This window comes from Paraburkholderia sp. BR14320 (assembly GCF_040948665.1).
Classification (GTDB): domain Bacteria; phylum Pseudomonadota; class Gammaproteobacteria; order Burkholderiales; family Burkholderiaceae; genus Paraburkholderia; species Paraburkholderia youngii.
Window position 1 is genome coordinate 138603 of record NZ_JBFPKG010000008.1, and the last position, 21554, is coordinate 160156.

Genomic DNA, 21554 nt, shown 5'->3' on the forward strand with positions numbered 1-21554 from the left:
AGCCATGTATTCGCGTGGGTGGATTAATTACACTGCCAGTTATGCAGTCATCAATCCGGGATCGAACCATGGCTTCAAACAAGGCTTCAGCAACGACCGCGAGCAGTTCGTCCAGCGACATCCGCCGCGGCGCGGCCGAGATGAGCATTGCGATGCTCATCTCGGGCACGATCGGCTGGCTCGTCGTGTCGTCGCAGCAAAGCCCCTTTAACGTGGTGTTTTTCCGCTGCATTTTCGGCGGCGCGACGCTCGCGCTCGTGTGCGCCGTGCTCGGCCTGTTCCGCCGCGAGCTGTTTTCGTGGAAGATGCTCGGCCTCGCGTTACTCGGCGGCGCGGCGATCGTCGTGAACTGGGTGCTGCTGTTCGCCGCATATTCACGCGCGTCGATTTCGATGGCGACGGCCGTCTACAACACGCAGCCGTTCATGCTGGTCGGGCTCGGTGCGCTGGTGTTTCGCGAGCGCATCAGCACGTCGACGATCGCGTGGCTCGTGGTCGCGTTCGTCGGGCTCGTGTTCGTCGTGAAGGTCGAGCCGGCCGTGCTCGCGGTGCCGGGGCAATATCTGGTCGGCGTCGCCTATGCGGTCGGCGCGGCGGCGATGTACGCGGTGTCGTCGATCATCACGAAGCGGCTGAAGGGCACGCCGCCGCATCTGCTCGCGCTGATCCAGGTGTCGCTCGGCGTGCTGTTGCTAGCACCGTTCGTGCGCTTCGACGCACTGCCCGCAAGCGGCGTGCAGTGGCTCGAACTGGTCGTGCTCGGCGTCGTCCACACAGGTCTCATGTACGTGCTGCTGTATGGCGCGATCCAGAAGCTGCCGACGTCGATGACGGGCGCTTTGTCGTTCATCTATCCGGTGGTCGCGATCATCGTCGACCGGATTGCGTTCGGACAGACGCTCGCATGGATTCAGGTGCTTGGCGCCGCGCTGATTCTGCTGGCAGCGGCGGGCGTGAATCTCGGCTGGCGGATCGTGCCGCAGAAAAAGCGCTTTTCGTCCACGTGATACGGCTCTTGCCAGGGATTCCGGAATAAGCGCGCGCATTCGAACGCCTAACGCGGCTTGATGACAGAATGTGTATGCATTTGTAAAACGCGGTGTCAAATTTCTGTAGGGAAATCACCGATGCGTTGCGAATATTCGCTCGCGTATCATTGATGGCGACGCTGATCACGTCCACACAGATGTTCCGCCGCTCGCCTTGTCGAGCGGCTTTCTTTTTGTAGGTACGGTTTTGGTTCCGGTGCGCGTTCCAACTGCACCCGACTGCACGGGCCAATCACACGTTCAACGCCGGGCGAGAATGCGCGTGCCGTCCACTTCGAGCGGTCCACCGTTTGCCGCGAGCTCCCCGATCATTCCCTTCAGCAACGCTGGCCATTCGCTGCGTGGCTTCAGCATCGACGCGGCGGCGCGCATCACGGATGCGTCGTCGAGCATGCGCAAAAGCGTGTCCACGCTCATCTCGCGGACTTCGAGCAGCTTGAATACGATTAGCACCTTCAGCGCGTTCCTCGCATTGCGCGCGGGGTCGGCACGCAACCACGCGACGCGCGACATCGCGCGTTCGAGCGCCGGTTCGACATGCGTGAACGGCGCGCCGTGGCCAGGGATGACCACGCGCACGTCGAGTGTCGCGATCATGTCGAGCACGGCCTGCTGCTCGGCAAAGCCGCTTTCGCCTTCGAGTTCGGGAAAGATCACGCCGAAGCCGTTTTCCCATAGCGCGTCGGCGCTGATCAGCAAGCGTTCGTCCGCGCAATAAAGCATCAGCGAATGGGGATCGTGGCCCGGCGCGCCGAGCACCTGCCAGTCGAGCGCGCCGAGCCGCAAGCGCGCGCCGGGCGCGAGCGTGCCGGTGAAACCGAAGCGCTCGCAGGTTTGACCGGTCGCGCGAAAGCTGAGGCGCGTTTCGTCCCAGTCGCGTACGGCATCGGCTTCGGATGACGGGATCAACGTGCGACACGGCCATGTGGCCTGCAACAGCGTGTTGCCGCCGCAGTGATCCGAATGCAGATGCGTGTTGACCATCAGATCGAGCGGCCGCGTGTGCAGCGCATTGCGCACCAGCGCGACCGTCTGCGAAGCGTGCGTCGCATAGCCGGTATCGACGAGCGCCGCGCAGGTGTCATCGACGAGCAGCACGTTGTTCGACGACAGCCAGCCGCGCTCGAACACCTGGATCGATGCGGGCAGCGCGATCATGGTGCGGCCGTTCTCGATTGCGCGTGCTCGAGCACGTCGGGCTTCGGCATCACGAGGATCGTCGAGGTGCCCGTAAGCATCAGCTCGCCGCGCTGATTGACCACCGTGCCTTCGAGGTAGGTCAGGTCGCCGCTCAGGCTCGGCTTCCAGTGAGCGTCGCGCACACGCCAGGTGATCGTCAGCGTGTCGTGCGCCTGCACTGCCTTCTTCAGCTTGATATCGAATTCGAGGCCGAGTGGTTGCGCGTAAGTCGAAAAATGCGTGGCGAGGAGCGCCATGAAATACGCGGTGGGTTGCGTGCCCGACGCGATCAGCCCGCCAAAGCGGCTTTGCGCGGCATACGCTTCATCGTGATGCAGCGGGTTCAGATCGACGACGAGCGTCGCGAACGATTTGATCGAATCCACCGACAATTCGACCGTCGAACTGAACGTCTCACCGAGCGTGACGACGCGCGGTGCGGCTTTCATTGCTTCTCCTTCGCCGTCGATGCCGTGCGGCTAGCGATGAACTGCGCGTGGCGCGCTTCGATCGAGTCCCATACCGCGCGCTTATCGTCGTCGTCGAAGGTCGACCAGCCGGCGATTTCATCGATCGTGCGCAGGCATCCTTCGCACCAGCCGGTCGACGCATCCATCCTGCACACGTTGATGCACGGCGACGGCACACAGACGCCGGCGGCTTTTTGTTCGTAAGGCTTACTGCTCGCCATCGTGTTCAGGCCGGCTCGCGCAACGCGACATCGGCGACCGGCGCGCCGGTCAGCGCAATCAGCTCCTGCACGGTCAGATTGAACACCGCATGCGGATGACCAGCGGCCGCCCACAGGCTCTCCAGCTCGAGCAGATCGGCATCGATCAGCGTGACGGGCTCGGTCGCATGGCCGACCGGGCACACGCCACCGATCGCATAGCCGGTTTTTTCACGCACGAACTTCGCGTCCGCGCGGCCGATCTCGCCGACCTGCGCGGCCACTTTCTTTTCGTCGACGCGATTCGCGCCGCTCGCGATCACGAGCACTGGGGCGTCGTCTTCGCGGCGCCGGAACAGGATCGACTTCGCGATCTGCGCGACCGAGCAGCCGAGTCCAGCGGCCGCTTCGGCGGAAGTCTTGCCGGTTTCCGGCAGCATCACGATTCGCCCCGCGTGACCGCGTCCGCGCAGCAGCAGCGCGACGCGGCGTGCCGAGTCGGGCAGCGCGGCGAGATCGTCGGAGTCGAAGGACGCGAGGTCGTTCATCGTTGGAGATCCTGATTCAAAATGGATGGAGCGTTTATACGCAGGAATTCGCTTCGCTGCGCGCCTTCTCGAGCAGCGCCTTGCCGGCGCGCGACACGTTGGCCCGGCCGATCGCGTTCGAAATGAAGTCGCCGATCTCGACCACCTGGGGGAGGTCGATGCCGGTCTCGATGCCGAGGCCGTTCATCAGATACAGCACGTCTTCGGTCGCGACGTTGCCGGTCGCGCCCTTCGCGTACGGGCAACCGCCGAGCCCCGCGACCGACGCATGAAAAATCTCGATGCCTTCGAGCAACGCAGCGTAGATGTTCGCAAGCGCTTGGCCGTAGGTGTCGTGGAAGTGTCCCGACAGATGCTCGCGCGGAAACACTTCGGTCACCGCCTCGAACACCTCGCGGGTGCGCTTCGGCGTGCCGACGCCGATCGTGTCGGCGATATCGATTTCGTCGCAGCCGAGCGCCGCGAAGCGCTTGACGACATCGACGACCGACGCGACCGGCACCTCACCCTGATACGGACAGCCGAGCGCGCACGACACGCTGCCGCGAATCCGCAGGCCATGTTCTTTTGCCGCTGCGGCAACCGGCGCGAAGCGCTCGATGCTCTCGGCGATGCTGCAGTTGATGTTCTTCTGCGAGAACGCCTCGCTCGCCGCGCCGAAGATCACGATCTCGTCGGCGCGCGCCGCGCGCGCGCCTTCGAAGCCCCGCAGGTTCGGCGTCAGCACCGAGTAGATGGTGCCGGCGCGGCGCTCGATGCCGGCCATCACATCAGCGCCGTCGGCCATCTGCGGCACCCATTTCGGCGACACGAACGACGCCGCTTCGACGTTGCGAAAACCCGCCGCCGACAGCCGGTTGATCAGTTCGATCTTGGTTGCGGTCGGCACGAATTCCTTCTCGTTCTGCAGCCCGTCGCGCGGACCCACTTCGACGATTTTCACTTGTTGCGGTAAGGCCATGATGTGTCTCCGATCCGATGCGGTTTTGTCGCAGTCCCATCCAGGACGGGTGCCGCCGCATTGCTGTGATTCAGTTCAGCGCGCACGTCTGCGACGCGCGCGGGTGTGGGAATTCACTTAGTAGCCGCGCTCCAGCCGCACGACGCCGCTCACCTGCTCGCCGCGCATCATCGCGCCGATCTTGTCCGCGACCTGCACGACGCTGTCCTCGCGCAATGTCAGCGCCGACGTGTGCGGCGTGATCGTGATGCGCGGCTCGCGCCAGAACGGATGATCGGCGGGCAGAGGTTCCTCGCGGAACACGTCGAGCGTCGCGGCGGCGAGCTGGCCGCTCGCGAGCGCGGCGAGCAGATCCGTTTCCACTAGATGCGCGCCGCGCGCGACGTTGATCAGATACGCGCCGCGCACGAGCTTCGCGAAGACTCGCGCATTCAGCACGCTTTCCGTGTCGGGTGTATGCGGCAGCAGATTGACGAGCACCTTAGCGCCGTCGAGGAAGCTATCGAACTGGGCGTCGCCGGCGAACGTCGCGATGCCGTCGATCTGCTTCGCGCTGCGGCTATAGCCGCGCACCGGCAGGCCGAACGAAGCGAGCGTTTGCGCGACCTGCGTGCCGAGCACGCCGAGACCGAGCACGCCCACCGTGAACGTTGCGCGCGGATGCGGCTCGAGCACTTTCCAGCGGCGCTCGTCTTGCAGCATCTGATATTCGTCGAAGCGGCGCAGATAGCGCAGCACCGCATGCGTTACGTACTCGGCCATCTGCGCGCCCATGCCGGTGTCTTCGAGGCGAATCAGCGGCACCTCGGGCGGCAACGTGCCGGGATGCGCGCGTTCGAGCGCGAGAATCGCATCGACGCCCGCGCCCAAATTGAAGATCGCGCGCAGCGTAGTGCGGCCGGCCAGCATCTCGCGCGGCGGACGCCAGACCACCGCGAAATCGGCTGGCGCGTTGTCGCCGGGCTGCCATTCGCGCAGCTCGGCCGCGGGCAAAGCGCGCGCGAAGTCGTGCAGCCAGGCGGCGGCTTCGGTGTGCGGGGCGTAGAAGAGTATTTTCATGCGGTACGGATTGCGGCGGCGTCGACCTGAGCATCAGCGGGGCGGACTGTCAGCGCGCCTCGGCGATGGGGCGACGCGAGCGGCATCGGGTCTCCTCCCGTTGAAATAGGCTTCATTCTACTTTTTCGACGCAAATTGCGCGCGTCTGCGCACGGGCGTGCGTTTCGCGATGCGTGTGGTCGCGGGCGTCGAGTTCGCACGTAACGGCGCATTTCTTCGTTTGCCCCATAACCAAAGCACAAAATCTTGGTTCATCGACGCGCGACCGAGCGGGACAATGATCGCCCGGATTCCCTGCGCAGCGAGACACGCACATGCTTTCATGCACCAGATCGAGCTGGCCGCCACGGCTCGTCACCGTTCCCGGCCTGCACGGCAGCGAAGGCGCGCATTGGCAAACATGGCTGGAGCGGCAGTTCGCGCGCTCGTTGCGCGTCGAGCAGGCCAACTGGGACGCGCCCGATCTCGCGCTATGGGCAAAGTCGTTGCGCGATCTGCTCGCACGCGAACGCGGTCCGTTCGTGCTGGCCGCGCACAGCTTCGGCTGCCTTGCGACTGCGCATGCGTTGCAGCAGGGCGCGCTCGCCAGCGACGTGGTCGGCGTGCTGTTCGTCGCGCCCGCGAGTCCGCGCAAGTTCGACTTCGCGGGACCGTTCGACGCGCGACGTGTGGGCGTACCGTCGATCCTGATCGGCAGCGAAACCGACCCGTGGATGACGCTCGCCGACGCGCGCGATCTCGCGCAGCGTTTCGGCAGCGCGTTCGTCAATCTCGGCGATGCGGGGCATATCAACACGGCAGCGGGCTTCGGTCCGTGGCCGCGCGCGAAGTACTTCATCGATACGCTCGTGCATTGCGCGGCGCCGCTGCGCTTTCGCGAGGAGGCGATCGATACCGCGCAGCATGCGCTTTTGTGAGCACCCCGCTGCGGCGCGCGCGAGGTAAGCAATCCGTTAGAATCCCGAGTCACGCCGCGTATGCGCGGCTACAGGTTTTATCATCGACGACGGGGAAACAATGAAGGGCATCACGGGGACATCAAGCCGGTTCAAAGCGGGCGTCACGGCTGGCTTCACACTGATTGCGCTCGCGTTCGGCGGCGTCTCGACGGCGCATGCGGATACGTCGCTACTGAACGTGTCGTACGACGTGACGCGCGAGCTGTACAAGGACATCAACGCGGGCTTCATCGCGGACTACAAGCAGAAGAGCGGCGAGACGGTGTCGCTGCGGCAGTCGCACGGCGCGTCGAGCGCGCAGGCGCTGTCGGTGCTGCAGGGGCTGCAGGCCGACGTGGTGACGATGAATCAGCCGAACGACATCGACCTGCTCGCCGAAAAGGGCCACCTGGTCCCGGCCAACTGGCGCGCGCGTCTGCCGGACGATAGCGCGCCCTACACGACGACGATGGTGTTCCTCGTGCGCAAGGGCAACCCGAAGCACATCAAGGACTGGGACGATCTCGCGAAGCCGGGCATCCAGGCGGTGATCGCGAATCCGAAGACGTCGGGCAACGGACGTTATACGTATCTCGCCGCATGGGGTTATCGCAAGCAGAACGGCGGCACCGATGCGCAGGCGCTCGACTTCGTGAAGGCGATCTTCCGCAACGTGCCGGTGCTCGACACCGGCGGTCGAGGAGCGACGACGACGTTCACGCAGCGCGGTATCGGCGATGTGCTCGTCACGTTCGAGAACGAAGTGTCGCTGATCGATACGGGTGTCGGCGCGGGCAGCTATGAAGCGGTGTATCCGTCGCTGAGTCTGCTCGCGGCGCCGCCGGTGTCGCTCGTCGATAAGGTCGTCGACAAGCGTGGCACGCGCAAGCAAGCGCAGGCATATCTCGACTATCTGTGGTCGCCGGCCGCGCAGGAGATCATCGCGCAGCATCATCTGCGTCCGCGCGACAAGAACGTCTTCGCGAAGCACGCGGCCGAGTTCAAGCCGATCAAGACGTTCACGGTCGAGCAGATGTTCGGCAGCTGGCAGAAGGCGCAGGACACGCACTTCTCCGATGGGGGGACGTTCGATCAGATTATTGTTGATCGGAAATAAGCTTCGCGTTTAGCGTAAAAAGAAAAGGCTGCCTCGCAAAACGAGGCAGCCTTTTTTATTCCCGCACGCTTAGCGCATGCGAGTTACCGATGCAGCGACTCCGCGACTCAATTCGCCGCGCCGTGATCCCCATGCCCATGCGCACACCCATGCTCGCAGCCACTCTGCTCGACCGGCATCTGCTGCGCAGCGTCAGCGCGAATGCCCAGCCGCGCGAGCAGCTTGCGGTCCGCTTCCGCCTGCGGGTTGCTCGTGGTCAGCAACTGGTCGCCGTAGAAAATCGAATTCGCGCCCGCGAGGAAGCACATCGCCTGCAACGCCTCATCCATCTGTTCGCGGCCGGCCGATAGACGCACCATCGCGCGCGGCATCGTGATGCGCGCAATCGTGATCGTGCGCACGAATTCGAACGGATCGATCGGTTCGGTGCCGGTCAGCGGCGTGCCTTGCACCTGCACCAGATTGTTGATCGGCACCGATTCCGGATACGGCTCCATGTTCGCGAGCTGCGCGATCAGCCCCGCGCGTTCGCGGCGCGATTCGCCCATGCCGACGATGCCGCCGCAACACACGTTGATGCCCGCGTCGCGCACACGCTCGAGCGTGTCGAGGCGATCCTGATAGGTTCGCGTCGAAATGATCTGGCCGTAGAACTCCGGCGACGTATCGAGGTTGTGGTTGTAGTAGTCGAGGCCCGCATCGCGCAGCGCTTGTGCCTGATGCGTTTCGAGCATGCCGAGCGTCACGCAGGTTTCGAGGCCCATCGCCTTCACGCCGCGGATCATGTCCTTGATCGGCTCGAGGTGGCGGTCCTTCGGATTGCGCCACGCGGCGCCCATGCAGAAGCGCGTCGCGCCGTTGTCCTTTGCGAGTTTCGCTGCGGCGAGCACTTCGTCGACCGGCATCAGCTTGTCGGCCGCGAGACCGGTGTCGTGATGCACCGATTGCGGACAGTACGCGCAATCTTCTTCGCAGCCGCCGGTCTTGATCGACAGCAGCGTCGACAGCTGCACCGCATTCGCGTCGAAATGCTCGCGATGCGTTTGCTGCGCGCGAAACAGCAGGTCGTTGAACGGCAATTCGTACAACGCGACGATATCGGCGACGCGCCAGCGCGCGAGCGGCTTCGCTTCAGTGGCGGCGGCGCTCGTGTCGGCGCTGCCCGCTGCGATGTTCAGTTGTGTCATGTGATCGATCCTCGTGTACGGATGAAATGGGGTTCGGCGCTGCTGGGCAGCGCTATGCCGCGCGCAATTGGCGCAGCGTTTGCAGAAGCCGACGAATGTCGAGCTGTTCGGCCGCAAGTTCCGGCGACAGCGGGCTGATATGCGGCACGATTCCGAGCAGCGGTGCGTCGTACGCTTGCGCGAGATGCGCGCGAATCGACGCGATGTTTTCGTCGGCGAAGGTCATATCCGGGGCGATGCGATTGGCGACCCAGCCCGCGAGCGTGAGACCGCGCGCGGCGATCGCTTCGGCGCTCAGCAGTGCATGGCTGATGCAGCCGAGCCGCATGCCGACCACCAGCACCACCGGCAGCTTCAGCGCGACGGCGAGATCGGCGGTGTCCTGCGTCGCGGTCAACGGCACGCGAAATCCGCCGACACCTTCGACGACGACGACCTCGGCGAGCTTGAGCGCTTGGCGATGGCACGCGACGATGTGGTCGAGATCGAACGAGACGTTTTCCAGCGCCGCAGCGATGTGCGGCGCGGCCGGTTCCTTCAGCAGATACGGCGTGCGCATCGCGCGCGGCAGCAGCACGCTCGACGCGGCATCGAGTTGATCGGCGTCTTCGTTGTGCAGCACGCCGTTCACTTCGAACGCGCCCGCCGCGATCGGCTTCATCGCGGCCGCTCGCAGACCTTCGCGCACGAAGCCGCGCAATAGCGCCGACGACACGAAGGTCTTGCCGATTTCCGTATCGGTGCCGGTGACGAACAGCGACAGTGCGCCGCCATCGTTATTCAGGTTGCTCATGCGGCGCGCGCTCCGACTTGTTTCAAGGCGGCTTCGAGCCGGTCGAGATCCGCATGCGAGTGCGCGGCCGACAGCGAGATGCGCAGGCGCGACGTGCCGGTCGGCACGGTCGGCGGACGGATCGCGGGCACCCACAGCCCGGCGCGATCGAGCGACGCGGCGATGTCGAGCGTCGCGTCGTTCGCGCCGATGATCAGCGGTTGAACGGCCGTATGCGAATCGACGGGCAGCCACGGTGTCGCCTTCAGCATCGCGCGGGTGCGCTCGATCAGTTGCTGCAGATGCGCGCGGCGCGCATCGCCTTCATCGCCGCCGATGATGCGCAGGCTCGCCGACACGGCATGCGCGGCCGCCGGCACCGACGCGGTCGTGAAGATATACGGACGCGCGCGCTGCACGAGCCATTCGATCACGGTTGCGTGCGCGGCCACGAACGCGCCGGAAACGCCCGCCGCCTTGCCGAGCGTGCCGATCGAGATCAGATGCGGCGAGCGCAGCGCGGCTTGCGCGATCGCGCCGCGGCCTTGCGGACCGAGCACGCCGAAGCCGTGCGCATCGTCGACGATCAGCCACGCGCCGTGCCGCTCCGCGAGTTCGAGCAAACGGGGCAGCGGCGCGATGTCGCCGTCCATGCTGAACACCGTGTCGGAGACGATCACCTTGACGTCCGCTTCGGACGCTTCGAGCATCGCGCTCAACGCATCCATGTCGCAGTGCGGATAGATCTGCACATCGGCGCGCGACAGCCGCGCACCGTCGATCAGCGATGCGTGATTGAGCGCATCGGAGAACAGCGTCGTGCCGCGGCCCGCGAGCGCGGTCAGCGTCGCGAGATTCGCCATATAGCCGGTGCTGAAGTACAACGCGCGGGCATCGTCGACGAAGCCGCCCGCGAATGCCGCGAGATCGTCTTCCAACTGCGCATGCGCGCGCGAATGACCGCCGAGCAGATGCGAGCCGCCGCTGCCCGCGCCATATAGCCGCGCGCCTTCGGCGATCGCCTCGATCAACTGCGGATGCGCGGCGAGGCCCAGGTAGTCGTTGCTCGCGAAGCCGATCATTTCACGGCCGTCGACCGTCATGTGCGCGGCGCAGGGTGTGTCCGCGGTGCGGCGGCGGCGACGCAGGCCGCGTGCGTCGATTTCCTTCAGGCCTTCGGCGAGTGTGTCGAGCAGATGCATCAGCGGGCCTCCGCGAGCGTGGCGTCGAAAGTGTCGCGTGTGCGCGCGGCGAGCAGCGCGAGTTCTTCGTCGTCGAGAATGTACGGTGGCATCAGGTACACGGTGGTGCCGATCGGGCGCAACAGTAGCTCGCGTTGGAGCGCGTTTTCGAAGAAGCGGCGCGAGAATGTTTTGGCTCGCTGAGGATCGTCGATCACCGCATCGAACGCGAAAATCGTGCCGCGCTGACGCAGATTGCGTACCTGCGCGTGCTCGGCGAGCGGCGCGAGCGCGGCCTCGAGCTTTGCCGATTTGCGGGTGTTGGTGGCGAGCACGTCGTCGCTCGCGAACAGATCGAGCGTAGCGAGCGCGGCGCGGCACGCGAGCGGATTGCCGGTGTAGGAATGCGAGTGCAGGAAGCCGCGGGCGGTGTCGTCGTGATAGAAGGCCGCGAAGATCTCGTCGCGCGACAGCACGATCGACAGCGGCAGATAGCCACCGCTGATGCCTTTCGACAGACACAGGAAGTCGGGCCACACGCCTGCTTGTTCGCACGCGAAGAACGTGCCGGTGCGGCCACAGCCGACCGCGATTTCGTCGGCGATCAGATGCACGCCGTACTGGTCGCACAGCGCGCGCAATCCGGCGACGTACGACGCGTCGTGCATCGCCATGCCGGCCGCGCACTGCACGAGCGGCTCGACGATCAGCGCGGCGATGCGGTTCGCGCGCGCCTCGAACAGCGCGCGCACATTGTCGAGCGCGCGGCGCGCGACGTCGGCGGCGGTTTCGCCCGCTTGCGCGAGCCGCGCATCGGGCGACGCGACGACATGCGCGTGACGGATCAGCGGATCGTACGCGTCCTTGAACAGCGCGACGTCGGTCACGCCGAGTGCGCCGATCGTCTCGCCGTGGTAGCTGTTGGCAACGCAGACGAATTCCTGCTTGTCGGCGTAGCCCCGGTTGCGCCAGCTGTGAAAGCTCATCTTCAGCGCGATCTCGACCGCTGACGCGCCATCCGATGCGAAGAACGCGTGGCCGAGCGTGTTGCCGGTCAACGCGTGCAGACGTTCGGCGAGCGCGACGGCGGGCTCGTGCGTGCAGCCGGCGAGCATCGCGTGTTCGAGCGTATCGAGCTGATCTTTCAGCGCCGCGTTGATGCGCGGGTTCGCGTGACCGAACAGATTGACCCACCACGAACTGATCGCGTCGAGATAGCGATGACCCGCGCGATCGTATAGCCATGCGCCTTGACCGCGCGCGACGGGGATCAGCGGCAGACGTTCGTGGTGCTTCATCTGCGTGCACGGATGCCATACCGCGCGAAGGCTGCGGGCGACCCAATCTTCAGGGGCGACCGTGGGGGCTGCTGAATTTTCCAAAGAGGTACTCCGAGGTGCTTTTTTGCCACGCACGCGTGAGGGTGATTCCAGTCCCTTTTTGAAAGGCGTTTTCGTTTTTCCGCAGACCTATTCCGGTCGCGGGGAGCGAGCCTTGGCGAGTGCGCGGGGTCGAGATTAGCGGTTTATTTCGCCGCGCGCATCAGGTGCGAAACGCACGTTTTTCGCGCTGGCGTCGAGGTTTGCCGCTGTTCGATGCAGCTCGTTCGACTTCGGGATCGAAGCTCGCCAATCGACGGAGATAGCGACGTCAAAGTAATCGGCTATTACTGGCGAGAATTTGTGGTGAAGAGGTGCTTTTGCACATGCGCGCCGCGCGAACGCTCGTAGCTCTCATCGTGCAACGGCGGCCCGAATGCAAAAAGGCCTGCTGAATCAGCAGGCCTTCGACACGTCAGAACCGGACTCGAATCCGGGGATGCTATGCGTACCTCACTCCCGGCTCGCAATCGCTTTACGGCTATTCGCATCGGCATCCCCCGCATCCGCCGTCTGCGAGTTCTGATTGCCCCACACGACCGAGTTATCGACCGCATACAGCCGGCACGGATCGGAGCTCTGCTTCTGGCAATTCGCCACCGCTACCGACATCGGATCGTCGCCACCCTCGGCCCACGACCACGCGCCCGAATCCGACACCGCGAATGCGCGGCTCGGATACTGATGCAGGAAGTTGCGATAGCCATTGCGGCCCTCGTTGTCGAGGAACGGCACCGCGTCGACCGCGTCGAGCGCGGCGAAGCCGGTTGCCTTCGGCGCGGCCGGATCGGCGACGTGATACTGCACGGCCGTCGGCATGCCGGCGCGCGCGAGGAACGCTTCGACGGCCGGCCACCACACGCGCACGCCGTCGCGATCACCGACCAGCCGATGCGCGTCGTTCTTGTACTTGCCGAAGTCGACCATCTTCACGCTCGCGCCATGCGCGCCATACGCGGCGTACATGCCGGCGACGAGCGGCGCGTTCCACACCGAATCGTTATCGCCATAGAGCCACAGCGACGGCACCGTGGTCTTCTCGCCATACGCGCCGAATGCGCGCGTCAGATTGCCTTGCCAGTCCTCGCAGGCGTCCTGGCGCAGGCCGCCCGAGAAATTGATCAGCGCGCGCACGCCGGGCGCCGCTTCGGTGCCGTACGCAATCGTCGCGAGGCCGCCATGCGAGGTGCCTGCCACCGCGATGTGCGTCGCGTCGACATAAGGTTGCTTCGACATGTAATCGATCGTCGCGGCAACGTCGCCGGCCTGGCCGAGGCCATTGCGTTGGACGTCGCAGCCGTCCTGCTCGTACACGCCGCCCGAGTGGCCGAAGCCCTGGCGGTTCGGCGCGACGACCACGTAGCCGCGGCGTACGAATTCGCGCGCGAACGGCAGCGGGTCGCTGCGTTCCTGTGTGCGCGGATCGCCCGGAATCTTGCCGTGGTTGAACACGATCATCGGGAACGGGCCGGGGCCGTCCGGCTTATAGATCGTGGTTTCCAGCGTGACAGTGCCGGCGGCGTCGACCGGCACGCGGATGATCTTTTCGTTCAGGTGAGCGGTGGGCAGGTAGACGTCGTCGTCGAGCGCGAGGCGCGGCACGCGGGCACGCGACAGCGGTCCCTGGGTGTCGCTGGACGGCGTTGCGTTGTGTGCCGAAAGCGACGAGTAGGCGAGCGGATCGGCGTGCGCGATCGCGACTGCACACGTGGTCGCGGCGCAGATCGCCGCACACTTCGTCAGAACCTTGCTCAACACCATTGACGCACCTGCTTGAAAGACCTGTCCTGAACTCCGTGCTGTCCGGTTGCCAAAAACGCTGCTGACGTTCAGCTTTCGTCCGCGTTTTCGACACAAACAGACTCACTTGCGTGCGTAGTGCGCAAAGCGCACGCACGCAAATCGAGATCGCACGGGATGAACCCAACGGCCGACGCGACCCCACGCGCCGAGGATGAGCGTCACTCGATGCTGCCGGAGTCTGCGCGGCGCGCTTTCGATCAGCGGCCGGTCAGGCTTCCTTTGCATCTTGCGGAACGGGTGTGACCCGCTCTCGCAATGTGACGTCATGAAACTACGGACTCATCCTGGCACGACAATTTTGTTTTGTGCAATCAAGGAGAACCCGCGACGAAAAAATTGCTGCATGCCGAATGAGGCCTCAAAGCCTTGCCAGGCAAGGGCCGGGGACAGGTGGCGGGAAGCGCCGGGTAAAGGTCTGTAAGTGCTGTGGTGCGAGGCCAACGAAGAACCCAGCGCGAGTGGATCGAAAAAAAGGCCCTGTCAGAGGGCCTTTTATGAGTTTTGTAGAGAGCGAACGAAAGACATGAGAAAGCTGCGATGCGTAATGCAGCGGTTACTTAATCAGTGCTTGCTACTCATCGACGTCGCCATCGACATAACGCCAGCGGCCATCATTGCCACGCAGGAAGCGGCTCAATTCATGCAACCGATGCGCACGTCCGCCCACTTTGTAGCGGGCGATGAATTCGACGGTCGCGTGATCGGCATCGCTTTCGGCGAACGCTTTGATCTGCAGTCCGAGCCACCGCGGCGCGTCGGGTGGGGCGGGATCGACGTCGAGAGCGGCGGGGCAGGTGCGGGGGTCCCACGTCGCGCGCAGGTAGTCGGTTGCGCCGAGCACGTACGCGCTATAGCGCGAGCGCATCAGTTCGAGCGCGCGCGGCGCCGCTTCGCCGCCGTCGATATAGCGGCCGCAGCATTGCGCGAAACGCGGGGCTTTGGTCGCGGTGCCTCCGCGTGCATCAGGCGCGGCGCCGCCGCATGGACAGTCGACAGGTCTTTGCAGTGACAATAATGGCTTATTCATTGAAATTTCAGTTGAGCGCGCGAGCGATCAGGATCTTCTGGATATCGCTCGTACCTTCGTAGATCTGACACACGCGCACGTCACGGTAAATCCGCTCGACCGGGAAGTCGGTGAGATAGCCGTAGCCGCCGTGAATCTGCAACGCGGCCGAGCAGATGCGCTCGGCCGCTTCGGAAGCGAACAGTTTGGCCATCGCGGCTTCGGTCAGGCACGGCTGGCCCGCGTCCTTCAGCGACGCCGCGTGCCAGATCAATTGACGCGCGGCTTCGAGTTGTGTGGCCATGTCGGCGAGACGGAACTGCACCGCCTGGTGCGAGAACAGCGGCGCGCCGAAGCTCTCGCGTTCTTTTGCGTAAGTCAGCGCCGCTTCGAACGCGGCGCGCGCCATGCCGACGCTTTGCGCGGCGATGCCGATGCGCCCGCCTTCGAGCCCCGATAGCGCGATCCGGTAGCCTTCGCCTTCCGCGCCGATCAGGTTCGCGGCCGGCACACGGCAGTCCTCGAACACGATCTGCGCGGTGTCCGACGAATGCTGACCGAGCTTGTCCTCGACCCGCGCGACCACATAGCCCGGCGTGCTGGTGGGCACGATGAACGCGCTGATGCCGCGCTTGCTGGCGGTCTTGTCGGTGACGGCCATCACGATCGCGACGTCGCCGTTCTTGCCGCTCGTAATGAACTGCTTGACGCCGTTCAGCACGTACGCGTCGCCGTCGCGCGTCGCGGTGGTGCGCAGCGCCGACGCATCCGAGCCCGCTTGCGGCTCGGTCAGGCAGAACGCGCCGAGCATCTGGCCGCGCGCGAGCGGCGTGAGCCAGTCGCGCTTCTGCGCGTCGTTGCCATAGGTGAGCAGGATGCTGCACACCGGGCAGTTGTTCACCGAGATCGCGGTCGACGTGCCGCCATCACCCGCCGCGATTTCTTCGAGGATCAGCGCGAGCGCGAGCGCGTCCATGCCGGCGCCGCCATACGCGTCGGGCACCAGCGCGCCATAGGCGCCGAGCTCGGCGAGCTGCCGGTGCACGTCGCGCGGAAAGGTGCGTTCGCGATCCCATTGCGCCGCGTATGGCGTGATCGCTTCGCGCACGAAGGTGCGCAGTGCGTCGCGCACCATCAGGTGATCCTGGTCAAGCACCATGAGTGTGTCTCCGAGCCGATGATCCGATGCAACCTGGTCGTCTACCAGTCGAGCTGCGTACCGTCGTGCTGAACGAAGCGGCCGTGGAACGCGTCGCGCGATGCCGCCGCCTGCGCCAGCACCTCGCGCATGCCCGCGACGCTGCGCGCCGGATCGAGCGCGGCCTGCGCGCCACCCATGTCGGTGCGCACCCAGCCGGGATGCAGCGACACGCAGGTCGCGCGTTGCGCGTCGAGCGACGCGAGCTTCAGCACGGCGTTCAGCGCCGCCTTGCTGGTGCGATACAGCCAGCCCGTCGTGCCGCTCGCTTCGGCGATGCTGCCCATGCGGCTCGAAATCACCGCGAGCACGCCGTCCGTTTCCTCGACGAGCGGCAGCAGGATCGGCAGCAGCTGCATCGGGCCGCGCACGTTCGTGTGCATCACGTGATCGAAGTCTTCGGCGGTGATCGTCTCGATGCCTTCGGTGCGCGGACCGTACACGCCCGACACCACGATCGCGACGTCGAGCCGTTCGCCGTCGAGCTTCCAGCCGAGCGCTGCGATCTCTTCGGGCGCGGTGACGTCGAGCATGAAGGTTTCCGCACCGAGTTCGTTGAGCGCGTCGAGCGCTGCGCCGTCGCGCGCGGTCGCGAGCACGCGCCAGCCGCTCTTTCTGTACTGCCGCACGAATTCCTGGCCGATGCCACGCGACGCACCGACGATCAACACTGTTTTCATCGTATTCCTCGAAGTTTGGTCAACGCTTCAGATCAGTTCGATACCCATCGCGGTCGCCTCGCCGCCGCCGATACACAGCGTCGCGACGCCGCGCTTCAGACCGCGATTCTTCAGCGCGCCGATGAGCGTAACCAGGATGCGCGCGCCCGAGGCGCCGATCGGATGGCCTAACGCGCACGCACCGCCGTTCACGTTGACCTTGTTGTGCGGCAAATCGTGCTCTTTCATCGCGGCCATCGTGACGACCGCGAATGCTTCGTTGATCTCGTACAGATCGACGTCGCCGGCGCGCCAGCCGTTCTTGCCGAACAGCTTGCGGATCGCGCCGACCGGCGCGGTGGTGAACTTCGCGGGCTCCTGCGCGAACGTCGAATGACCGACGACGCGCGCGAGCGGTGTCACGCCGAGCCGCTTCGCGGTCGACTCGCGCATCATCACGAGCGCGGCCGCGCCGTCCGAGATCGACGACGAGTTCGCCGCCGTCACGGTGCCGGTCTTGCTGAACGCGGGCTTCAGCGTGGGGATCTTGTCGAGGTTGGCCTTGAACGGCTGTTCGTCGCGCGCGATCGTGACGTCGCCCTTGCGGGCCGCCACCGTAACCGGCGCGATTTCCCAGTCGAACGAGCCGTCCTCGTTCGCGCGCTTCGCGCGGTTCAGCGACTCGACCGCAAACGCGTCCTGCGCCTCGCGCGTGAAGTCGAACGACGCCGCGCATTCCTCGGCGAACGTGCCCATCAGACGGCCTTTGTCGTACGCGTCTTCGAGGCCGTCGTAGAACATATGGTCGATTACCTGGCCGTGGCCCATGCGCATGCCGCCGCGCGCTTTCGGCAACAGATACGGGGCGTTCGTCATGCTTTCCATGCCGCCCGCGACGATCACGTCGAGCGAGCCCGCGGCCAGCATGTCGTGCGCGAACATCGCCGCGCGCATGCCGGAGCCGCACATCTTGTTGACCGTCGTGCAGCCGGTGGCGAGCGGCAGACCCGCGCCGAGCGCGGCCTGGCGCGCGGGCGCCTGGCCGAGGCCGGCGGGCAGCACGCAGCCCATCACCGCTTCGTCGATCTGCTCGGGCTTCAGACCCGCGCGCCCGACGGCCGCCTTGATCGCGACCGCGCCGAGTTGTGGCGCGCTCAGCGACGCGAAGTCGCCCTGAAAGCCGGCCATCGGCGTGCGCGCCGCGCTGACGATCACGATCGGATCGGCATGGATACCACTTTGAATTGCGTCACTCATGTTTGAGCTCCTTGGTCATAGCTTGGATGGCTACCGCCGCGCGTGGCCTGCTGCGAATCCTCGTGAGATTCATCAAGCCACGCGCACATTCGGCTGGTTCGCCTCTGCATCGGCTGCGTCGGCGAACCGCTCCGGATAACGCACGCAGAAGCGCACGCTCTGGTCGTACGGAAAAAAATCGGGCAACTCGCCCTTCAACAGAAAATCCTTGTATCGCTGCCACAGCTGGGGCTCGAAGAAATCCGCGTGATGCCGCATGAACGAGCGGCGCACACGCGGATCGCCAAGCAGGAACGTGCCGTACGTCTCCGGGAAAATATCGTGCGGACCGACCGGGTACCACGGCTCGTCCGACATTTCGTCTTGCTCGTTGCGCGGCGCCGGCACCGCGCGCACGTTGCAGTCGGTCAGGTATTCGATCTCGTCGTAGTCGTAGAACACGACACGGCCATGCCGCGTCACGCCGAAGTTCTTGTACAGCATGTCGCCGGGGAAGATGTTCGCCTGGATCAGCTCCTTCACCGCGTTGCCGTATTCCTTGATGCCGTGCTCGATGTCGTCGTCGTTGCCGTTCTGCAGGAACAGATTGAGCGGGATCATGCGTCGCTCGATGTACATGTGGCGAATCACGAGGTTCTCGCCGTCGTATTCGATCAGCGACGGCACTTCCTTCTCGAGTTCGCGCAACAGCGTTTCGTCGAGCCGCGCGAGCGGCAGCGCGACGCTCGAATATTCGAGCGTGTCGGCCATGCGGCCGAGCCGGTCGTGACGTTTGACGAGCAGATACTTCTGCTGGATCTGCGCTCGCGTGGTTTCCTTCGGCGGCGGAAAGTTGTCCTTGATCAGCTTGAACACGTAGGGGAACGACGGCAACGTGAACACGAGCATCACGAGACCCTTGATGCCGGGCGCGACGATGAAGCGGTCGCTCGAATGCTTGAGGTGATGCAGCAGATCGCGATACAACAGATTCTTGCCCTGCTTCTGCAGACCCAACGACGTATAGATTTCCGCCTTCGGCTTGGCCGGCATCACCGTGCGCAGAAACTCGACATACGCGGACGGCACTTCCATGTCGACCAGAAAATACGAGTGCGAGAAGCTGAAGATGATCAGCAACTGCTCGCGCTTGAGCAGCACGGTGTCCAGCGCGAGCACGCCCGGTTTCACGTGACGCAGCGGCACCGCGAACGGCAGCAGCGTGTCGCCGTTGATGATCCGCCCGACGATATACGCAGCCTTGTTGCGATAAAACAGCGACGACAGCACGTGAATCTGGAAATTCGCCGCTTCGTCGAACACGCCGAACGCTTCGCGAATCGACTGCACCGCACAGGCGACGTCGCGTGTCAGATCCTCGAACGGCGGATCGAGCTGGAAGTTCGTGACGACCCGCTCCAGCGTTGCGGCAAGTCCGTCCGTGCCGGGGTAATACGCGCGATAGGTCGGCTTCGCGGCCGGTTCGTCGTTCTCGATGTATTCGGTCGAAATCGCCGGGCGCACGAAAATGAAATCGTTGTTGAAGTACGAGCGGTGCAGGATCTTGCAGGAAACCGAATTAAAGAAGGTTTCCGCGCATTCGGGCTGACGGTGCGTGGTCAGAAGACCGATGTAGTGCAGCTTGATCTGCTGCCACACTTCGCTGTCGATGTTCTCCGCGTCGTATTCGTCTTCGAGCAGGTGCACGCATTCCTGCACGCGATCGTCGTACGACGCGATGCGGTCGCGCGCGAGCTTTTGCAGGCCGTGCCAGTCGCCGGCTTCGAACAGCGTCTTCGCATGGATCGCCGCGTCGCGAAAGATCCGGTAGTGACGGTCGAACCCTTCGAGCATCGTCTGCGCGACGTCGAAACCGATTTGCGACGATAACAGTTTGGGGAAGTGATTCATCACGCGCGCTCCGCAAACGCCGGTCAGAGTCAGGCAGCTTCAGGCAGGTTTCGCGTCGTGCCTCGTGCCATCGAGCAACGCGCGCGCCTGCGCTTCGTACTGCGCGAGATCTTCGAGCGTCGCGTCGAGATCTTCGCGCTGACGTTCGAGCACTTCGCGGTGACGCGCGACCGTCGCGAGAAACGCGTGCAATTGCGGCACGGTGTCGGTCGGTGACTCATAGACGTCGAGCAGGTCACGGATCTCCGACAGCGTGAAGCCAAGCCGCTTGCCGCGCAGCGTGAGTTTCAATCGCGTGCGGTCGCGGCCGGAATAGACACGTCGCAAGCCGCTCGAACCCTCGCGGCTCGGCGAGAGTAAACCCTGGTCTTCGTAGAAGCGGATTGCGCGTGGCGTGACGTCGAATTCGCGCGCGAGTTCGGTGATCGTGTATTGCGTATTCATCGGGACATCTCGTGGCCGCTTGGCCGGCACAAAACCGGATTGGACGATAGAATCGACGTTTACGTTATCGTCAACCTGAGCGGAACGCAACTACAACCAGGCCGACCGGCATCGCATACGTGGCCCTGCCGGAGAGTCGTCGGAGGAAGACAGTCCCCATGAATTCACTCGAACACCAACTCCAATACCCGTTCAACGACACGATGCCCGACTCGGGCCGCACGATGGAAGTCGCGCCCGGCGTGCTTTGGCTGCGCATGCCGCTGCCGTTTGCGCTCGACCATATCAACCTGTGGCTGCTGCGCGATGAGATCGACGGTCAGCAAGGCTGGACCGTGGTCGACTGCGGCATTACGTCGGACACGATCAAGGCGAATTGGGAGAGCGTGTTCGACTCGGCGCTCGACGGGCTGCCGGTGCTGCGCGTGATCGTCACGCATTGCCATCCGGACCACATCGGCCTCGCGCACTGGGTGTGCAGCGGCGGCGAGAAAAAGCGGTGGGACGCGCGGCTGTGGATGACGCTCGGCGAATACATGCAGGCGCGCGTAATGGCGACGGGCGACGGTTCGAACGCGGGCGGCGAGGCCGCGGCGCGACACTTCGCGCGGCATGGTCTGAACGACGCCGAATCGCTCGACAAGCTGCGCAATCGCACGAGCTATTACTCGAGCCTCGTGCCGGCGATTCCGGGGCAATACCGCCGATTGCGTGAAGCCGAGGACGTGAGAATCGGCGGCAGGACGTGGCGCGTGGTGACAGGCTTTGGCCACTCGCCGGAACACTGTGCGCTGCACTGTGCGGAAACCGGCACGCTGATTTCGGGCGATATGGTGCTGCCGCGCATTTCGACCAACGTGTCGGTGTTCGATATCGAGCCTGAGGGCTCGCCGCTCGAACTATATCTGGAGTCGCTCGGTCGTTACGAGACGATGCCTGAAGACACGCTCGTGCTGCCGTCGCATGGCAAGCCGTTTCGCGGCGTGCGCACGCGCATTCAGCAACTGCGCGAGCATCACGATGCGCGGCTCGCCGAAGTGCGCGAAGCGTGCGCGGAAAAGCCGCGCAGCGCCGCCGATATTGTGCCGCTGATGTTCAAGCGCCAACTCGATATCCATCAGATGACGTTCGCGATGGGTGAGGCGCTCGCGCATTTGCATCTGCTGTGGCGGGCGGGGGAATTGAAGCGGACGCAGGATGCGGATGGGGTGATCCGGTTCGCGGCGGTGTGATCTCGGCCGTTTGCTGCGGGTGGAG

At 64.6% G+C, this 21554-nt stretch carries 21 protein-coding genes; 4 read left to right on the plus strand and 17 right to left on the minus strand.

Features of this window, described 5'->3' with window-relative positions:
* Positions 1 to 68 precede the first annotated feature (68 nt).
* Positions 69 to 1007: a DMT family transporter gene (locus AB3X89_RS11095; protein WP_368583301.1), complete on the plus strand. Its 939-nt coding sequence runs from the start codon at positions 69 to 71 to the stop codon at positions 1005 to 1007.
* Between the two features lie 282 nt (positions 1008 to 1289).
* Here AB3X89_RS11095 and AB3X89_RS11100 read toward each other — a convergent pair whose 3' ends face one another.
* The 6 genes from AB3X89_RS11100 to AB3X89_RS11125 form a co-directional block, all read right to left on the minus strand.
* On the minus strand, positions 1290 to 2207 hold the full coding sequence (locus AB3X89_RS11100) for an MBL fold metallo-hydrolase (RefSeq protein WP_368583302.1): 918 nt from the start codon (positions 2205 to 2207) through the stop codon (positions 1290 to 1292).
* Positions 2204 to 2677, minus strand: a complete 474-nt coding sequence (locus AB3X89_RS11105; RefSeq protein ID WP_368583303.1) for a MaoC family dehydratase — start codon at positions 2675 to 2677, stop codon at positions 2204 to 2206. The genes AB3X89_RS11100 and AB3X89_RS11105 overlap by 4 nt, the downstream gene beginning before the upstream one ends.
* Positions 2674 to 2919, minus strand: coding sequence for a DUF1289 domain-containing protein (locus AB3X89_RS11110; protein WP_368583304.1), 246 nt, complete (start codon positions 2917 to 2919; stop codon positions 2674 to 2676). The genes AB3X89_RS11105 and AB3X89_RS11110 overlap by 4 nt, the downstream gene beginning before the upstream one ends.
* Positions 2920 to 2924: 5 nt before the next feature.
* Positions 2925 to 3446 (minus strand): YbaK/EbsC family protein, encoded by a 522-nt coding sequence (locus tag AB3X89_RS11115; RefSeq protein WP_368583305.1) that lies wholly within the window; start codon positions 3444 to 3446, stop codon positions 2925 to 2927.
* A gap of 34 nt (positions 3447 to 3480) precedes the next feature.
* A complete protein-coding gene (locus AB3X89_RS11120) occupies positions 3481 to 4407 on the minus strand; it encodes a hydroxymethylglutaryl-CoA lyase (RefSeq protein ID WP_368583306.1) in 927 nt (308 codons plus the stop codon).
* A 117-nt stretch (positions 4408 to 4524) separates the two neighbouring features.
* Positions 4525 to 5466 (minus strand): 2-hydroxyacid dehydrogenase, encoded by a 942-nt coding sequence (locus AB3X89_RS11125; protein WP_368583307.1) that lies wholly within the window; start codon positions 5464 to 5466, stop codon positions 4525 to 4527.
* Positions 5467 to 5780: 314 nt separating this feature from the next.
* Here AB3X89_RS11125 and AB3X89_RS11130 point away from each other — a divergent pair, with 314 nt between their 5' ends.
* Both AB3X89_RS11130 and AB3X89_RS11135 read left to right on the plus strand, forming a co-directional pair.
* Positions 5781 to 6383 (plus strand): RBBP9/YdeN family alpha/beta hydrolase, encoded by a 603-nt coding sequence (locus AB3X89_RS11130; protein WP_368583308.1) that lies wholly within the window; start codon positions 5781 to 5783, stop codon positions 6381 to 6383.
* Between the two features lie 100 nt (positions 6384 to 6483).
* Positions 6484 to 7521 (plus strand): sulfate ABC transporter substrate-binding protein, encoded by a 1038-nt coding sequence (locus AB3X89_RS11135; protein ID WP_368583309.1) that lies wholly within the window; start codon positions 6484 to 6486, stop codon positions 7519 to 7521.
* Between the two features lie 107 nt (positions 7522 to 7628).
* Here the strand turns inward: AB3X89_RS11135 and bioB are convergent, their stop codons facing one another.
* From bioB to AB3X89_RS11190, 11 genes are all read right to left on the minus strand, one after another.
* Complete coding sequence (gene bioB / locus AB3X89_RS11140; protein ID WP_368583310.1) at positions 7629 to 8708, minus strand: biotin synthase BioB; 1080 nt, start codon at positions 8706 to 8708, stop codon at positions 7629 to 7631.
* Between the two features lie 52 nt (positions 8709 to 8760).
* Positions 8761 to 9501 carry a dethiobiotin synthase gene (bioD, locus tag AB3X89_RS11145; RefSeq protein ID WP_368583311.1) on the minus strand — a complete coding sequence of 247 codons (741 nt, stop codon included), beginning with the start codon at positions 9499 to 9501 and terminating at the stop codon, positions 8761 to 8763.
* Positions 9498 to 10682, minus strand: a complete 1185-nt coding sequence (gene bioF / locus AB3X89_RS11150; RefSeq protein ID WP_368583312.1) for an 8-amino-7-oxononanoate synthase — start codon at positions 10680 to 10682, stop codon at positions 9498 to 9500. The genes bioD and bioF overlap by 4 nt, the downstream gene beginning before the upstream one ends.
* Positions 10682 to 12043, minus strand: a complete 1362-nt coding sequence (bioA, locus tag AB3X89_RS11155; protein WP_368583313.1) for an adenosylmethionine--8-amino-7-oxononanoate transaminase — start codon at positions 12041 to 12043, stop codon at positions 10682 to 10684. Before bioA ends, bioF begins: the two co-directional genes overlap by 1 nt.
* 450 nt (positions 12044 to 12493) lie before the next feature.
* Positions 12494 to 13801 (minus strand): dienelactone hydrolase family protein, encoded by a 1308-nt coding sequence (locus AB3X89_RS11160; RefSeq protein WP_368583314.1) that lies wholly within the window; start codon positions 13799 to 13801, stop codon positions 12494 to 12496.
* Positions 13802 to 14414: 613 nt separating this feature from the next.
* Complete coding sequence (locus AB3X89_RS11165; RefSeq protein ID WP_368583315.1) at positions 14415 to 14870, minus strand: YchJ family protein; 456 nt, start codon at positions 14868 to 14870, stop codon at positions 14415 to 14417.
* Between the two features lie 7 nt (positions 14871 to 14877).
* A complete protein-coding gene (locus AB3X89_RS11170) occupies positions 14878 to 16008 on the minus strand; it encodes an acyl-CoA dehydrogenase family protein (protein WP_368583316.1) in 1131 nt (376 codons plus the stop codon).
* A gap of 41 nt (positions 16009 to 16049) precedes the next feature.
* Entirely contained in the window at positions 16050 to 16727 is a 678-nt protein-coding gene (locus tag AB3X89_RS11175) for an SDR family oxidoreductase (RefSeq protein ID WP_368583317.1), read from the minus strand.
* Positions 16728 to 16754: 27 nt separating this feature from the next.
* Positions 16755 to 17963, minus strand: coding sequence for an acetyl-CoA C-acetyltransferase (locus AB3X89_RS11180; RefSeq protein ID WP_368583318.1), 1209 nt, complete (start codon positions 17961 to 17963; stop codon positions 16755 to 16757).
* 72 nt (positions 17964 to 18035) lie between these two features.
* Positions 18036 to 19853 carry a bifunctional isocitrate dehydrogenase kinase/phosphatase gene (gene aceK / locus AB3X89_RS11185; RefSeq protein ID WP_368583319.1) on the minus strand — a complete coding sequence of 606 codons (1818 nt, stop codon included), beginning with the start codon at positions 19851 to 19853 and terminating at the stop codon, positions 18036 to 18038.
* Between the two features lie 39 nt (positions 19854 to 19892).
* Positions 19893 to 20297, minus strand: coding sequence for a MerR family DNA-binding transcriptional regulator (locus AB3X89_RS11190; RefSeq protein ID WP_018436808.1), 405 nt, complete (start codon positions 20295 to 20297; stop codon positions 19893 to 19895).
* Positions 20298 to 20455: 158 nt separating this feature from the next.
* On the opposite strand from AB3X89_RS11190, the gene AB3X89_RS11195 reads away from it, so the two are divergent.
* On the plus strand, positions 20456 to 21529 hold the full coding sequence (locus tag AB3X89_RS11195) for an MBL fold metallo-hydrolase (RefSeq protein ID WP_368583320.1): 1074 nt from the start codon (positions 20456 to 20458) through the stop codon (positions 21527 to 21529).
* The last annotated feature ends 25 nt before the right edge of the window (positions 21530 to 21554 follow it).